We start from the raw sequence: 16,343 nt of genomic DNA on the forward strand, positions 1-16,343 counted from the left end.
CACCACTACGCCCACTACAACATGCCTAATCAACCCACCGCCGCTGCCGCACCACACCAGTTACAGCGCCAGTTACAAGCACGTCATTTAACGATGATTGCCCTCGGGGGCTCTATCGGCACCGGACTGTTTATCGCTTCGGGGGCCTCTATTGCACAGGCGGGACCTGGCGGGGCCTTAGTGGCTTATGGTTTGATCGGCCTGATGGTCTACTGCTTGATGACTAGTTTAGGCGAATTAGCCGCCTTTATGCCAGTTTCAGGCTCGTTTTTAATCTACGGGGCTCGCTTTGTCGATCCCGCTTTCGGTTTTGCTTTGGGCTGGAACTATTGGTATAACTGGGCTATTACCATAGCGGTTGAACTGGTAGCCGCTGCCTTAGTCATGCACTATTGGTTCCCCAGTATTCCCGGAATACTCTGGAGTGCCCTGTTTCTATTGCTGATTCTGCTACTCAATGTCTTTTCTGTTAAAGGTTTTGCCGAAGCGGAGTATTGGTGTTCGCTGATCAAAGTCGCTACGGTACTCCTATTTGTCGTGACCGGGGTTATCCTAATCATCGATATTCTATGGTGTGCTGATGCGACGACAGCTACCCCTTGGGCGCTGTTCACCCTGGGGGAGGCGCCTTTCGTTGGCGGAATCCCCGCTATCATTAGTGTGGCCCTGATTGCCGGCTTCTCTTTTCAAGGCACAGAGTTGATTGGGGTGGCTGCTGGAGAATCAGCCAATCCACAACAGACTATCCCGGCGGCGGTTAAACAGATTTTTTGGCGTATTCTACTGTTTTATGGATTAGCCATTGTCATCATCAGCTGTCTGATCCCCTATACTGATCAACACTTGTTAAATAACGATATCCAGCAGATTAGTATTAGTCCTTTTACGCTGCTATTTCAACGGGCTGGATTAGCTTTCGCCGCCAGTGTCATGAATGCCGTTATCCTCTCAGCTATCCTTTCGGCCGGGAACGCCGGTCTTTATGCCTCGACTAGAATGTTATATACCCTGGCTTTGCGTGGAATGGCCCCCGTCTGTTTTGCCAAGCTCTCACCACAGGGTATCCCACGCGCAGCGCTCTATGCGACCACTGCCGTCGCTGCCCTCTGTTTCCTGAGCGCCCTTTTTGGCGAGCAGACCATTTATCTCTGGCTCGTCAATGCTTCAGCGATGAGCGGCTTTATTGCCTGGGTAGGCATTGCCTTATCCCACTACCGTTTCCGCCAAGGTTATCAACACCAAAATCATGATCTGCTAGCCCTACCCTACCGGGCTAAATGGTTTCCTTTTGGCCCGCTGTTAGCCTTTACGCTCTGTCTATTGATTATGTTGGGTCAAGAGTATCGTGCCTTTATGGAGCATCAATTGGATTGGCGTCGGCTGCTGACTAGCTACCTTGGAATACCACTATTTTTATCCCTGTGGTTTGGCTATCGCTATTGTCATAAAACCCGTTGGGTGAGTTACCAAGCGATGGATTTCTCGCCGAATAGCGATAATGAAACCTGTTAAAAGGGTTTACTGGCACAATGGATCACTAGAGGCTGTAGTGATAGGTCACTACAGGCCATGGCTACCCTGCTTTTATCATGCTGGTGGCAATAGCTCTAAAATGCTTTAATCCAGCAAAGCATGCTCTACCAAGAGCCGGTTCTTATAAAGGTAGCGATATAGCATAGTACTCCCTATGACCGCTCTCCGAATACATTACTGTTCTTGGAACTTCATTTCCAACGGAATGGCACTACATTCTCTCCTAATACCATATTTTTGATTTTTTTATTTCGTTTAGAAATCCTCTTTTCGATGTCTTTTTCATCCTCAGGGAACGCTGGCCAGATTTGATGGGGCCTTAGACTCGCATCAGTTGCAGGGTACTGCGAAACAGGTTGGGGAACTTTACCAGCACAACCAGAAACAAGTAAAGAACAGAGAAACAAGTAGAATAAAGATTGCTGCATTTTAAAAACCTTGATAGCTTAAAAAAATAATCCAGTTAATTTTATAAAATTAACCAATGAATGTTACTATTAAAATTTATCTTATACAGGATCACTTATTTCAAAAATTCACGAAACATTTTATATCAATCTTTCATATCAGGAAATAATTTATCCATAATTTATATATTTTATGAGTAGCACATGATTATCTCATCATCCAAACTATTATTTTACATAAGTCCACACTGATTTAGGGATACTACCAATATTGAAGTTCTTCTGAGCAGCCAATTCAGCACGTCGATGATCAGCAGCACGGTGCATCTCAATCTGCGACAATCCGGTTAACTCTTGGTCGAACTTATCACACAGACGTTCAACCGAATCTAATAGGTGGCATTGGCGAAATTTTAATAAGTAATCCTGAGCATGCATAATGGCTATTAAATACTATTATTAGTGAAACAGCTAGGTTTGTACGGTAGGGCCTACAAAACACCCATCAAATAAAGCAAAAGTATTGAATTCAATACTAGCTCAGCATACCATATTTTGCGATGGAGTCTATCACCAATCCTCAAAAGTTAGAAATCGCTCGCATAAGTCCCCTCATCCTAAGTTGCCAGCCACCCCCTTGCGCACTACCCCTCATCATCGATCTCGCCTCCGGTATGAGAAACATCACTCTCATGAGCAACGTGAGTGAACAGTCGAATAACCGCGCTACTCAAACAAAACTTAATAAATAAACCCAATCAGCTTGTCAATCCAATGATGAACCGTATAATTTTCATTATGCAGCCAACGCTGGTCTACATCCACTGGGACTAACGAACCCCTGACTCTTAAAAAGGTGCCCTGAGTATTACACTGATTGCCCACTTAATCACGCCACAGGCTTTAGCACAGCAGTATCCGCTGGACGCTACGGTACGGACAACCATCCAGCAGTTCCGCACCCAAATACAGGCGATTCTCGCCGGACAGGATCGACGCCTAGTCGTGGTCATTGGCCCCTGCTCGATCCATGATGTCACGGCAGCACTCGCCTATGCTGAACAGTTAAACCGCTTACGGTTACGCTACCAGGAATCCCTGTTGATCGTGATGCGGACCTATTTTGAGAAACCTCGCACCCTCGCCGGCTGGAAAGGCTTGATCAATGATCCACAGTTTGATGGTAGCACACAGATTAATCAAGGGTTGCAGCTGACGCGTCAGCTACTGCTCCACATCAACCAACTCGGTCTCCCAACTGCAACGGAATTTCTAGATTGTTTGATTAGTCAGTATCTCTACGATTTAATAGCCTGGGGAGCGATCGGCGCCCGCACTAGCGAGAGTCAACAGCATCGTGAAATGGCTTCCGCCATGCCCTGTCCCATCGGTTTCAAAAATAACACAGCAGGCAATCTTCAGGTGGCCATCGATGCCATTCGTGTGGCGCGGGAACCACAAACCCTGTTAACTCAAGATAAACAGGGTGCTATAGCGCTCTATCGTACCCCGGGAAACCCCTGCAGCCATTTGATACTGCGTGGCGGTCGGCAGCCTAACTACCAAGCTACTGCTGTAGCCCTGGCGTGCGAGCAGCTACACGCTTTCCAGCTCCCTGAACGACTCCTGATCGACTGCAGTCATGGTAACTGTCAAAAAGATTATCGACGCCAATTGATGGTAGTTGACGATCTCTGTCAACAGATCCGTGCGGGCTCAAGGGCTATCGCCGGGATCATGGTTGAGAGCTTTTTAGTCGCAGGAAAGCAACCCGCCAGAACGCTGGGCCCGTCAACCTATGGTCAATCGATTACCGATCCCTGTCTAGGCTGGCGAGATAGTGAGCGACTCCTGGCTGCTTTAGCAGAGGCCGTTGCATCCCGTTTCTCAAGGGGCTGAGCGGCAGCTTGCACGCGAATATTGAATTCTGCTGGCAATGACACGCCTCTCCTAGCACACCGGCGTGGTTTTTAATCCTTTCAATACGGCGATGATCTGCTAAGCTGCAACCAGGAAATCAGTCCTATAGAGCACCACGTCGCTTTATATTAAAAATTGCTATTTATAAGGCCATCTGCTATTTATAACGGCCGAATTTTATTCGATGAGTAATCCTATCGGGAGGCCCCTATGACAGACAACCCCACGAGCAAACCCGCCTTGGGCTTGCTCGCTCAGGCTAGTTTACAAGCCTATCAAGCGAGCCCGGGAGAAAGTTATATGAATGAGGCTCAGTTGCTCCACTTTAAAAAGATCCTGGAAGCGTGGCATCAACAACTCCGTGCCGAAGTGGATCGCACGGTCATTTATATGCAAGATGAGGCGGCTAACTTTCCAGATCCCACCGATCGAGCCACTCAGGAAGAGGAATTTAGCCTAGAACTACGCAACCGTGATCGCGAACGCAAATTGATTAAAAAAATTGAACGGACGTTATTAACCATTGAAAGCCAAGATTTTGGCTACTGTACTGCCTGCGGTATAGAAATTGGCATCCGCCGTCTAGAGGCTAGACCCACCGCTGATCTCTGTATCGATTGTAAAACCTTGGCAGAGATCCGAGAAAAACAGCTGACCGGTTAAAATCACCTGCTCTCGTGAGTGATAGCGGTTCTAGGCTGCAGGGCTACAGTCGATCAATAGAGATAACCACTGCAGAAAGTAGGGCTCAGGCAGTTCTCAAAAAGAGAACACTGCGCTATGATGCTTAGCCTGAATAATCCTCTCTTGATAGTTGAGAATAGTGAGATCACGCATTTTTACTTGCTTAACCCGTTTTTTTAGCCAATTCTGGCCAGGAGCGGTCATGGATAAGGCTCTTCCAGCAGCCAGGGCCCTAGAAGTCATTACCCCGCGCGCGCAACATTCGATCTCTCGACAACAGATCCAACCCAATGCGCTTAAAGTGCTCTATCGGCTGCATCAGTCTGGCTATCAGGCCTATTTGGTCGGCGGTGGCGTTAGGGATCTGTTGCTAGGACAGCAACCTAAAGATTTTGATATCACGACTGATGCTACCCCAGACCAGGTGCGGCAACTGTTTAATAACTGCCGGCTGGTTGGTCGTCGCTTTCGTTTAGCCCATGTACTGTTTGGACGCGATAGGGTAGAAGTGGCCACTTTTCGAGCCCACCATACCACAGCGAATGAGCACAATGCCCAGCAGAATGAGCAGGGACGGTTATTGCGCGACAATGTCTACGGCACCATTGAGGAAGATGCTCAGCGACGCGATTTTACCATCAATAGCCTCTACTATAATATTGCTGATTTCACCGTACATGATTATACCGGCGGTTTGAAAGATTTACGGCAGGGGGTGATCCGCTTGATCGGCGATGCCGAAAGCCGCTACCGTGAAGATCCCGTGAGAATGCTAAGAGCAGTGCGTTTTGCTGCTAAACTGCAGATGCCAATCAGCGAGTGCACGGCCAAGCCGATCCAGAACTTAGCCCCCTTACTGTTAGAAATCCCAGCCGCACGACTGTTCGAAGAGAGTTTAAAGTTACTACAGAGTGGCTGTGGGTACGCTACTTACCGGCTGCTCGAGCACTATCACCTGTTCACACCACTATTCCCCTCCATGGCCCCTACGCTGAATGGTCCGTATGCTCATCAGCTCAAGCAGATGTTACAACAGGCGCTACAAAGCTGTGATCAACGTCTAGCAACGGGTAAAACTGTGAATCCCGCTTTTCTATTTGCCGCCCTGCTCTGGTATCCACTATTAACTCAGGTGGAACAGCAACCGGTGAGTGATGGGGTGAACCGCTACACTCTGTTTATGCAGGAAGCCTCGAAAATCTTAGCGACTCAATGTCGCAGCTTGGCTATCCCACGCCGTTTTACTATCGCTATGCGTGAAATCTGGCAGTTGCAGCAGCGATTGCCGCGCTGTCAAACTGCCCGAGCCCAGAAGCTGCAGCTTCATCCAAAGTTTCGGGCGGCCTTTGATCTATTAGCTTTCCGGGCGGCTATTGAAGGAGGCCCGCTGATCCCGCTCGTCGCGTGGTGGCAGGAGTTCCAACAACAGCATCCTCAAACTCACACCCAGCAGCCACGGGCACGGGATAACGACCCTTCAGCCAAACGTCCACGGACGCGCCGGCGGCGCCACACCCCACACACCGATGATCCGCAGTTACATCGCCATCGGTAGCAATTTAGCTAATCCTGTTCAGCAAGCGCAACAAGCACTGACGGCATTAGCCCAACTGCCGCAATGCCAGTTACTGGCCTGCTCTCGCTTCTACCGCTCCCCCCCCTTTGGCCCGCCCTATGACCAAGCGGACTATCTCAATGCGGTAGTCGCGCTGGAAACCAGCCTGCTACCGTTGATGTTGCTCGAGGCGCTACAGACTATTGAACAGCAGCAAGGGCGGCAACGCACAGCGCAACGTTGGGGAGCCCGAACACTTGATCTGGATCTGTTACTCTATGGGAATCAGCAACAACAAAACCCTCAGCTACACCTGCCGCACCCAGGCCTTAGGGAACGCCCTTTCGTTCTCTATCCCTTAGCAGAAATCGCACCAGCCCTGATCTTGCCAGATGGGACACCCTTAACTCAGTTACTACAGCAGATTAGCGATGATAGCTTAACCCTGTATTAAAAAGGGCGACTCAAGCTATCAAGCTGTCTGGACTCAACTACGCAACCCCTGGCCACGCTCTAGCAGACCCCAAGCCCAGCCATACAGTAAGATCACAAGCCCCCCCTGCACAGCAAAACAGTGGCTTAGCGGCACGTCAAGAATGCCTAAAAAGCCATAACGGATGGCATTGACCATATAGACAATCGGGTTGAATTTCGAGAGGGTTTGCCAGTGGGAAGGGAGTCGTAAAAGCGAATAGAAAATCCCACTCAAATAGGTCAGCGGCGTTAAAATAAGTGTGGGAACAATATTAATATCATCAAAATTGTTAGCATAGAGGGCATTGATCAACCCACCCAGCGAGCAGATTATCGCCGTCAACAGCAGCGTGGTGCCGACAACCCAACCAGCATGCAGCTGCCAAGGGATCCAAGGCTGTGCTATCAAAGCGACCAATAAACCGACCACCAACCCTCGTACGAGGCCGCCACTCACATAGCCCACAATGATCACAGCATTCGGTACTGGGGCGATCAATAGCTCTTCAATGGAGTGATTAAATTTTGCACCAAAAAACGACGAGACTACATTGCCATAAGCATTGGTAATCACCGACATCATGATCAATCCGGGAACAATAAACTGTAGATAGCTAACACCCTGGATCAAACCTAACTGTTGACCTATAAAGCGACCAAAAATAAGAAAATAGAGGCTCATACTGATGATTGGTGGCACCAGGGTCTGCATCCAGATGCGGGTGAAACGGATGATCTCTTTGCGTAGAATGCTCTGTAAGGCTACTCCGTACATGCTCCCTCCTGTGGTTGACCATTATCGAGGCGTGCTAGTAATAGCTGTTCTAAACGGTTACGCTGATTGCGCAAACTCAATACGGTGATCTGCTGCTGGGTCAGTTGCTGAAACAAAGGATTCAACCCCTGTTCACGGGCTACCGTCACCTCCAAGGTTACAGAATCATGCCAGCAGTGGCGGTAACCCTCGATCGACCGTGGTTGAGCGGAGGGTTTGAGATTTAAAATGAACGTTTCACTGTCCAGCTGGGTCAGCAACTGCTGCATCGTACTGTGGGCGATGATCTGCCCCTGCTGCATGATGGCCAGGTGACGACAGAGCTGTTCAGCCTCTTCCAGATAGTGGGTCGTTAAAATAATGGTGACCCCTTGAGCATTAAGAGTTTTCAGAAAATCCCACATCAGATGACGCTGCTCAACATCAACCCCCGCGCTGGGTTCATCCAGGATCAACAGTTGAGGCTGATGAATCAGCGCACGAGCGATCATCAAACGGCGCTTCATCCCGCCGGAGAGCGCTCGAGCCTGCTGATGTCGTTTATCCCACAGCTGCAAGCGCTGCAGAATCGGCTCCGATCGCCGGCATGCCTGAACATAGGGGACCCCATAATAGCCCGCCTGAGTATTGACAATCTGGCTGACCGTTTCAAAAGTGTTAAAATTAAACTCCTGAGGGACTAAGCCTAATTGCCGTTTTACGCCCATGCGATCGCGGTCTAAATCATGACCGAATACTGAGACCGATCCGCTCGTTTTATTGACCAATGAGCTGATGATACCAATGATCGTAGATTTTCCGGCGCCATTAGGCCCTAATAGCGCGAAGAAATCACCCGGTGCTACCTGAAGATCAACCGCCTGTAGCGCGATAACACCATTGGCATAGACCTTACTCAGCTGTTGTAATCGCAAAGCCGTCACTATAGGGTCACTCCTTCTGGCCAGAAACCGGCAGCTGCTGACTGGTTACCCACCAATCCCGCTCTCTTGAGAGCTGATGTCTGGTGGCAGCACTCCAATAAAGTCTAAATGACGATACTGTTGGGCATAATCCAGGCCATAACCTGCCACAAAGTGATCGGGAATAGTAAATCCGCACCACTGAACGTCAACTTCCACCAATCGCCGTGACGGTTTATCGAGCAGTGCACAGATCGCCAGTGATTTGGGGGATCGCTGCTGTAACAGCGCTTGAATTTGACTCAATGTGCGACCGCTATCCACAATATCCTCAACGATCAACAGATCCTTATTAGCTACTTCGCTCTCTAGATCTTTTAATAACCGCACCTGACCGCTGCTTTGAGTCTGCTGACCGTAACTAGTCGCCATGATAAAATCTATCTCATGCGGGAGGGCAATGTGACGGCAGAGATCGGCCATAAACATAAAAGAGCCCCGCAATAACCCGACGAGCAGTAAAGCTTCACTGGCTTGATAATGTGCCGTCAAGGTAGCACCCAATTGAGCTACCCGTTGTTGAATCGTTGCAGCACTGATCAATACCTGAAGGGGTGGTTGCAGCATGAGGAGCCCTCACAATGGCCGTAGAATAGGGAATAGGATAACATCCCGAATGGTATGACAATTCGTCAGTAACATCACTAAACGATCGATGCCAATGCCTTCTCCTGCCGTCGGCGGTAACCCATGCTCCAAGGCAGTAATATAGTCAGCATCATAGCACATGGCCTCGATATCACCGCCGGCCCGCTGAGCCACTTGCGCTTGAAAGCGGGCAGCTTGATCTTCCGGATCATTCAGTTCAGAAAAGCCATTGGCCACCTCTCGCCCTGCAATAAAAAGCTCGAAACGATCAGTCACCAGCGGATTATCATCACGCCGTCGTGCCAATGGCGAAACCTCTGCAGGATAGTCGGTGATAAAGGTCGGTTGTATCAATTGGGATTCCACAGTGGCTTCAAAAATCTCACACTGTAATCGTCCGATCCCCCACTGCTCCTGGACGACAATGCCCAATGCTTGAGCCATCTGGCGACAGCGCGATGGATCCTGGAGTTCAGTACGAGTGATGGCTGGATGATAATGAGCAATGGCATGCTGTAAACTCATACAGGCAAAGGGCTCACTAAAATCCAAGCACGCTTCACCATACTGCACCTGGGTGGTACCTAAGATCTGTTCGGTGACAAAACGAAAAAGCTGTTCCGTCAGCTGCATCAAATCCCGATAATCAGCATAGGCCATATAGAATTCTAACATCGTGAATTCTGGGTTGTGACGGGTGGATAACCCCTCATTGCGGAAGTTGCGATTCAGTTCAAAGACCCGCTCAAAACCACCGACCACCAGCCGTTTCAGATAAAGCTCTGGCGCCACTCGTAAGTAGAGATCAAGATCAAGTGCATTATGGTGAGTGATAAAGGGTCGAGCGGCCGCACCGCCTGGCAGCGGCTGCATCATCGGTGTCTCCACTTCCATAAATTGCTGCTGGGTTAAAAATTGACGGATGGCAGCGATGACTTGCGAACGCAACCGAAAAACCTGTCGTGAAGTGGGGTTGGTAATGAGATCTAAGTAGCGTTGCCGATAACAGCGCTCCTGATCACTTAATCCATGATACTTATCGGGCAGCGGCCGCAAAGCTTTGGTTAATAACACGAGTTCGTGACAAGTGACCGTCAACTCACCCGTTTTGGTTTTAAAGAGCGTCCCACAGGCGCCGATAATATCGCCCAGATCCCACTGTTTAAACTGCTCCTCGAAAAACGAGGCTGGTAGCTGATCCCGCGTCACATAGAGCTGTAGTACGCCACTCACATCTTGCAGGGTGACAAAGGCCGCTTTGCCCATCAGCCGTCGAGTCATCAGTCGTCCAGCCACTTTAACCGAGCGGTTGAGTGCTTTTAAGGCTGCCTCCTCTTGTGCTCCGTACTGGCACTGCAGATCGGCTGCATAGGCGTCCTTGCGAAAGCTGTTAGGAAAGGGGATCCCTTGCTGGCGCAGCCTTGCCAGCTTTGCTTGACGGATCTCCCGCTCGCTCGGCCGAGGGGGCTCTGCTGAAGCGGCGGTGGGGTGTACTTTAGTCATAGCCTATAGTCCTGCTTTTAAGCTCGCTTCAATAAAGCGGTCGAGATCGCCATCCAGCACCGCTTGGGTATTACGGGTTTCAATCCCGGTTCGTAAATCTTTAATGCGCGCATCATCTAAAATGTAAGAGCGGATCTGACTGCCCCAGCCAATCTCTGCTTTACCCGCCTCGACTACTTGCTTCTCCGCATTTTTTTTCTGCAACGCCAACTCATAGAGCTTGGCTTTCAGCTGCCGCATACATTGATCGCGGTTTTTATGTTGTGAGCGATCATTTTGGCACTGCACGACGGTGTTGGTGGGAAGGTGGGTGATCCGTACCGCTGATTCGGTGCGGTTGACATGCTGCCCACCAGCACCTGAAGCCCGAAAAACATCGATCCGCAGCTCGGCGGGGTTGATGGTAATCGCCACATCATCGGCGACCTCGGGATAGACAAAGGCCGCACCAAACGAGGTATGGCGACGCCCGCCGGCATCAAAGGGGCTTTTACGGACTAGGCGATGCACCCCCGTCTCGGTACGCAACCAGCCATAAGCGTAAGGGCCCATGATTTTGACCGTGACCGATTTAAGACCCGCCACTTCACCGGGGCTACTATCGATCACTTCACTCTTAAAACCCTTAGCATCGATCCAACGCAGATACATCCGCAGTAGCATCTCGGTCCAATCTTGTGCTTCTGTTCCCCCTGAGCCTGCTTGTAGATCGAGGTAGCAGTCTGCGCTATCTTCCGGCTTAGAAAACATACGATGAAACTCTAATTGTGCTAATTGTGCTTCGCTGGTCGCCAGCTCCTGCTGCAGCTCGTCCAATAGGGAGTGATCAGAGGACTCTATCGCTAACAGCAACAGGCTCTCTAGATCACTCAGAGCTTGTGACAGGTGACTCATCGGATGCAGCACCTGCTCTAAGGCAACCCGTTCTTGTCCCAACTGGGTGGCGCGCTCCGGCTGCTGCCAGATCTCAGGCTGCTGTAGCTCTGCGAGCACCTCTTCTAGGCGATCCTGCTTATCGGCAACGTCAAAGATACCCCCGAAGCGTGGAGAGGCGTACGCTGCTCTCCTGTAATCGCTGTTTGATAGGATTAATTTCAAAAGGCGTCATGGCTGGTCAAAATTCTCGTAGTCCTGATCGATCAGGAGGCTATGGTAGCGAATTTTATAGCGGGAATATAGCCCAGGCCTCCCGGGCTCTGAGTGATAGCCCTCACCACCACTGTGCCAAAAACACCAAGAGGATTAACAGAGGGCAGACAAAACGTAAGTACCCAGGCCAAATTCTCCAAAATAGACTGTTTTCCACGTTGGGATAGCCCGAACGGATCTCTTGCAGCAGAGAGACGCGTTGCCACAACCAACCGACCAATAGGGCACCCGCTAATCCGACAATTGGTTGGATATAGTAGGTGGTCAAGGCCACAATGCCGTTAAATAGCGGATTAAAATGGCTAATGATCGCCACACTGATCAGGCTGATCCCTAACGCGACCCAGCCGGTGGCTGAACGACGGCTGTAACCGCAGGTTTCAGTTAAACAGAGCACCGGGACCTCTAACATCGCGATGGCAGAAGTTAATGCTGCCATGATCATCAACCCGAAAAACAGGAGGGATAATCCAGAACCCAGCACCCCCAAGCGCTCAAACAGCGCTGGGAGCACTTCAAAGACCAGGGAGGTTTCGGAGAGCAATTGCTGCTGCTGATCATAAATCGTGATCCCTTGCCGCTGGGCGACAAACAGCGCTGGGATAACCAATAGTCCAGCCAGAAAAGCCACCAGGGTGTCAAAAAACACCACCTGGGCGGCTACCAGTGGGACATTCTCACTACGGGGTAAGTAGGAGCCATAAGTCATCATGGCACAGACCCCAATCGAGAGTGAAAAAAAAGCTTGGCCTAAAGCGCTGATCAGCAGCGGCGCATTGAGTAGACGAGCACAATCTGGCACTAAGTAGATCTTCAATCCCGCCAGAGCACCCGGTTGCAGTACAATATAGCCACTCATCACCACCAAGAACAGAAACAGTAGCGGCATCAGGCGTGCTGAGCACTGTTCAATCCCTTGGGTAACCCCTTGCCTGATCACGCCGGCGGTCAATAGCATAAAGAGCGCCATCAACACCCCATCGCGCAGCGGTGAGGGGTGAATCAGCCAACCGGCAGCCTGTGAGCAGCCCAGTAGCCTAGCGATCGAGGAGAGTAGATAACCCAGCAGCCAACCAGAGACAATGGCATAAAAGCTTAAAATCAAGGAGACACCGAGGATCCCTATCACGCCGATCAAGCCAGCACTGGTGCGATAACCGCTGCCGCCTGCTGTGGCAGCAACCCGGCGTAAGGCAGTGAGTGGATTAGCCTGCCCATGGCGTCCAATCAGCAGCTCTGCGACTAATACCGGATAGCCCAGGATAAACACCAACAGCAGATAGGCCAGTAGAAAAGCGCCACCACCATTTTGCGCGACTTGCGTAGGAAACGCCCAAATATTCCCCAAACCAACTGCCGATCCGGCGGCCGCCAGCACAAAACCGCCTCGAGATTTAAATTGTGCACGAACGCCCATCGACTACTCTAGCCCCCCTCAGCGCGGTGTAAAAAGAGACCACTGCGTGAGATTCAGCGATCCCACGACGAAAAAACCGAACCAGCCCCCAATAGGCTGGCGACAATTCTACTGTCCTACTGACCGAACCGCCAGAGGGTCCCGGACCATAAACCCTATTATTTTCTGGAAACTGGCACACTGGCTGAGGCGAATGAATCGTCAGCCTCTCCGGGTAAAACAAACCACGCCGGCACGCCAAGTAAGATTAAAGCCTGCTGATAGCAACCGAAAAAAAACCCACTATACCCAGAGTGTGGGTGGGCGTTTTTATGGCGACAGGCGCTATCCACCTGCCAAAACAATCCATGAAAAAATGATTGTTACCGATATCGATAAATTTCACCATCAGTCATGATAACCCATGACCGTATTGTCTATATTTTGACAGAAACATTTAGAGATAAATATTATTTTTAATGTTCTTTCACCACACCACACCATACCATACTATGAAGGTTGGTTTAATAGCTTTCCTCGACGGGGGTCCTATGGGTAAAATTATTTCCAGAAAGAGCATTTATTCTTTAGAAAAGCCAGTCTGGTTAGATAAATCTGGTATGTCTAAAGGAATTCGTCATGATAGGCAGCATCTGGGTATTATTCTACATGAAAATACAGATTTAGAAATTAGACAGTCGAATGAAGCAGTGACCTACTCGTTAAAGTTACGTTTACTGAATGATAATAGTAACACTGAAAAAATAATTTCTGTAGGGCAGGAGTGGATAACTATAAATAATACCGTCACATCGGTTCCTTTCATCGATACCCCTTATCAAAAAAAACAGTCAGCACCCACAGTAGAGTACCGTTACCCAGACGGTACCAAATTACTACCTGTCTACCGAAAATTAGATAATGAAAATTATTTTTTTAATTTATGGGATACTCAAAATTCTGAATTCGCGTTGATTGATTCTGATTATTTTTTAATCTTAGTCCCGCAATGTAATAAAAATAATCTTTTAGAGATTAAACTTGAAAAAAAAATTGATGAATTGATTACTAACTATGAGAAATTGATATTATTTTATAATGAGTTAGCGGGTCTATCATTTTATACTGATAAAATACATAATAAAAATATTCCAAATCGTTATTTTATAAAAGCTGATCAAAGCAGCACCGATGGTGCCTACTACGGAGGTGACCATACAGCTGTGAGCAGCAATTCTATTGCTGATTTCTGGATAGACGACCTTGAGAAAAAATGGGGGCATTTGCACGAAATTGCCCATGGCTACCAAGGGAAATTTATGAACGGATCCTTCGATGTTTGGGAAGTATGGAATAATATTTACACTGCTTCTTATCAAGACATTTACTTGGGAAAAGAGGTTTTTAAATCCGGATGGTTATATGGAGATAGTATAAATCTTTATAAACGTATTGAAAATTATTTTAAAGATAATATACCAGTCAATGATTGGGGTGTGGAGAGTAAGTTATATTTTATGATGCTCATGAAAGATAAGGCGGGCGCTACAGCTTTCAGTCATTTTAACCAGGAATTTCGTAAATCCTGCAATCAGGAAAAAATTTTTACAGAACAATTATCTTTACTAGATAGGCTATCTGATAGCTATTCTAAAGTCGGTAAAATAGATGTGACCCCCTTTGTTTATCGGGTGGGTGGTATGCTATCTGAAAAACAACGGTTGATGAATATGTTAAATCATGGAAAGGCAGTTTATCCTTTCTGCGAATTAGTTAATTCGGATCATTTTCCTTCTTGGCAAAGTCAATTAAATATTAAAACTCCCTTTGAGTTGGTAGATCCCTTGCAATTAAAAGAAACCGGATTAGTCGGAGAGTTAGCTATCCATATAACTATTGACTCTTTTAAAGAGATTTATGAGGAATGTTTATTATTAATGGAAGGAGAAAATTATGCTGTAAAAGCTAATATTACTCAACCAAAAATCCATTTATCTAATATACCCATTGGGTGCTATACTTTATTTTTACCTACCGGAAAAAGCAAAAAATATAAGATTGATACTCAATATGCAATTGTCAAAGAAGGTGTCAATAGCCTTAATGTTAATTATTATGAGAAGAAATCCTCGCCAATACTAAATCAAATGTTTAATTTTTTAGGGCTTAGTGATAATCTGTTTGCTACGCTATTGCTTGACTTCCCTAGACAAAAAATTATTTTTAATACCCTTAAGGGAGATCCACATTCTCCAAAATTTAACGGTAGAAAATATGCGGAAGTTATTATTAAAGATGCTAAGGGAAATCAGCTATTTTCCAAGGAGATGCAGGGCAGTGGAGTTGCTATTGATCAGTATGAAATAAAATTTGAGATTGGTTATCAAATTGAAATATTTCATGCAGAATTTCAGAGATTAATCACTAATTCTGATAATTTAGTGGTCAAACAACAAGATCACCTGTATACGATAACTCCTTCAGGACTACAGTACCAAACCACAAAAAATAACCCTGATAGTGATCTTAAAAAACGCATAGAAGTGGCTGCGAAAGAACTTAAAAGATATCCTCAATGGATAAAAAACAACTGCAATTATTTGAAGGATAATATTTATTTAGCAATTAAAAATTTTAATGATACTGACCAGACTGCGCTTTTAGAGCAGTATCAATCAGAAATTCCTAAGGTGAATCAAGTCGGTCCTTATGTTGGAGATAAGTTTGGTATTTATTTTTTAGGGTTAGGTGACTGGAAATTTTTTACGACCCTAATAGATAGAGGTCAAAATACCATTACTTTTACAATTCCTGATAAAGGAAATCCGCATTCATATTTTAAAGAAATTAGCTATGCTTTTGTTTGGTATATCGATCATATGGGTGTAGAAAAATACCGCTATAATTTTATTGGAGACCAAGTAGTAGAGAAGCAAACAGTCACTTTTCCTTTAAGTTCTCAAGGGGGAGAGCGGCTATTTGTTCATCATAAAGAGGCCATTTCAAAGGACCCTAATGATGGATCACCACCACGATATAGCGTGAACAATCTCATGCAAGGTAACTTGATCCTTGCAAAAGAAAGATTGATGAGTGTAACCTATCAATTTTCACATAATGGTTTGACTGAATTAAGTGCAGACTCACCGGAAGCCTTACAGTTACCTGTTGCTGATACAGCCGTGTTCTTGGCACAATCGGTAGCGGCCACCTTAGTCAACTCAGAAATACACTGCTCGCTAGATCTGCTTCAAAGTAACCGTGTTCTTGATAACCAGTTGACTTTATCTAGTGCTGGATTAACAGAGTAAGGGTATTTTTTCCGCTCTTGACCCTGGATATCCACCATAGTCACCGGGAAGAAGCAAGATCGATGGTAGTGAAGATAACCAGAATG

The 16,343-nt window shown here is 47.5% G+C and carries 16 protein-coding genes; 7 read left to right on the top strand and 9 right to left on the bottom strand.

Features of this window, described 5'->3' with window-relative positions; all coding sequences use genetic code 11:
- Positions 1-21 precede the first annotated feature (21 nt).
- Positions 22-1,512, top strand: coding sequence for an amino acid permease (locus tag NL324_RS00070; RefSeq protein WP_253305818.1), 1,491 nt, complete (start codon positions 22-24; stop codon positions 1,510-1,512).
- A gap of 212 nt (positions 1,513-1,724) precedes the next feature.
- Here NL324_RS00070 and NL324_RS00075 read toward each other — a convergent pair whose 3' ends face one another.
- Together NL324_RS00075 and NL324_RS00080 are read right to left on the bottom strand one after the other, a co-directional pair.
- A complete protein-coding gene (locus NL324_RS00075; protein WP_253305819.1) occupies positions 1,725-1,961 on the bottom strand; it encodes a hypothetical protein in 237 nt (78 codons plus the stop codon).
- Between the two features lie 207 nt (positions 1,962-2,168).
- Positions 2,169-2,378: an Hha/YmoA family nucleoid-associated regulatory protein gene (locus NL324_RS00080; protein ID WP_253305820.1), complete on the bottom strand. Its 210-nt coding sequence runs from the start codon at positions 2,376-2,378 to the stop codon at positions 2,169-2,171.
- Positions 2,379-2,801: 423 nt separating this feature from the next.
- Here NL324_RS00080 and NL324_RS00085 point away from each other — a divergent pair, with 423 nt between their 5' ends.
- Both NL324_RS00085 and dksA read left to right on the top strand, forming a co-directional pair.
- A complete protein-coding gene (locus tag NL324_RS00085; protein WP_253307077.1) occupies positions 2,802-3,839 on the top strand; it encodes a 3-deoxy-7-phosphoheptulonate synthase in 1,038 nt (345 codons plus the stop codon).
- Positions 3,840-4,070: 231 nt separating this feature from the next.
- The gene (gene dksA / locus NL324_RS00090; RefSeq protein ID WP_253305821.1) at positions 4,071-4,523 is read left to right on the top strand and encodes an RNA polymerase-binding protein DksA; all 453 of its coding nucleotides are present in this window, start codon (positions 4,071-4,073) and stop codon (positions 4,521-4,523) included.
- A gap of 96 nt (positions 4,524-4,619) precedes the next feature.
- Here the strand turns inward: dksA and NL324_RS08245 are convergent, their stop codons facing one another.
- Entirely contained in the window at positions 4,620-4,748 is a 129-nt protein-coding gene (locus NL324_RS08245) for a hypothetical protein (protein WP_301282739.1), read from the bottom strand.
- Between NL324_RS08245 and pcnB the strand changes: the two genes are divergently transcribed.
- Positions 4,747-6,099 carry a polynucleotide adenylyltransferase PcnB gene (gene pcnB, locus NL324_RS00095; RefSeq protein WP_253305822.1) on the top strand — a complete coding sequence of 451 codons (1,353 nt, stop codon included), beginning with the start codon at positions 4,747-4,749 and terminating at the stop codon, positions 6,097-6,099. The two genes, NL324_RS08245 and pcnB, sit on opposite strands and share 2 nt — an antisense overlap.
- On the top strand, positions 6,071-6,553 hold the full coding sequence (gene folK / locus NL324_RS00100) for a 2-amino-4-hydroxy-6-hydroxymethyldihydropteridine diphosphokinase (protein ID WP_253305823.1): 483 nt from the start codon (positions 6,071-6,073) through the stop codon (positions 6,551-6,553). Before pcnB ends, folK begins: the two co-directional genes overlap by 29 nt.
- 33 nt (positions 6,554-6,586) lie before the next feature.
- Here folK and NL324_RS00105 read toward each other — a convergent pair whose 3' ends face one another.
- The 6 genes from NL324_RS00105 to NL324_RS00130 all read right to left on the bottom strand — a co-directional run bounded on the left by NL324_RS00105 (position 6,587) and on the right by NL324_RS00130 (position 12,967).
- Entirely contained in the window at positions 6,587-7,348 is a 762-nt protein-coding gene (locus NL324_RS00105) for an ABC transporter permease (protein WP_253305824.1), read from the bottom strand.
- On the bottom strand, positions 7,336-8,274 hold the full coding sequence (locus NL324_RS00110) for an ABC transporter ATP-binding protein (protein ID WP_253307078.1): 939 nt from the start codon (positions 8,272-8,274) through the stop codon (positions 7,336-7,338). The genes NL324_RS00105 and NL324_RS00110 overlap by 13 nt, the downstream gene beginning before the upstream one ends.
- 42 nt (positions 8,275-8,316) lie before the next feature.
- Positions 8,317-8,877 (bottom strand): hypoxanthine phosphoribosyltransferase, encoded by a 561-nt coding sequence (gene hpt, locus NL324_RS00115; RefSeq protein ID WP_253305825.1) that lies wholly within the window; start codon positions 8,875-8,877, stop codon positions 8,317-8,319.
- A gap of 9 nt (positions 8,878-8,886) precedes the next feature.
- Positions 8,887-10,401, bottom strand: a complete 1,515-nt coding sequence (gene lysS / locus NL324_RS00120; protein ID WP_253305826.1) for a lysine--tRNA ligase — start codon at positions 10,399-10,401, stop codon at positions 8,887-8,889.
- Positions 10,402-10,404: 3 nt separating this feature from the next.
- Positions 10,405-11,509, bottom strand: a protein-coding gene (prfB, locus tag NL324_RS00125) for a peptide chain release factor 2 (RefSeq protein WP_253305827.1) whose coding sequence is annotated in 2 segments (ribosomal slippage) — positions 10,405-11,427 and positions 11,429-11,509 — 1,104 coding nt in all. Because the reading frame shifts where the segments join, the coding sequence is not laid out codon by codon here.
- Positions 11,510-11,611: 102 nt separating this feature from the next.
- Entirely contained in the window at positions 11,612-12,967 is a 1,356-nt protein-coding gene (locus tag NL324_RS00130) for a sodium-dependent transporter (protein ID WP_253305828.1), read from the bottom strand.
- Positions 12,968-13,160: 193 nt separating this feature from the next.
- Between NL324_RS00130 and NL324_RS00135 the strand changes: the two genes are divergently transcribed.
- The gene (locus tag NL324_RS00135; protein WP_253305829.1) at positions 13,161-13,364 is read left to right on the top strand and encodes a hypothetical protein; all 204 of its coding nucleotides are present in this window, start codon (positions 13,161-13,163) and stop codon (positions 13,362-13,364) included.
- A 133-nt stretch (positions 13,365-13,497) separates the two neighbouring features.
- The gene (locus NL324_RS00140) at positions 13,498-16,257 is read left to right on the top strand and encodes a putative mucin/carbohydrate-binding domain-containing protein (protein ID WP_253305830.1); all 2,760 of its coding nucleotides are present in this window, start codon (positions 13,498-13,500) and stop codon (positions 16,255-16,257) included.
- Positions 16,258-16,343: the final 86 nt, after the last annotated feature.

This window comes from unidentified bacterial endosymbiont, assembly GCF_918320885.1.
Classification (GTDB): domain Bacteria; phylum Pseudomonadota; class Gammaproteobacteria; order Enterobacterales.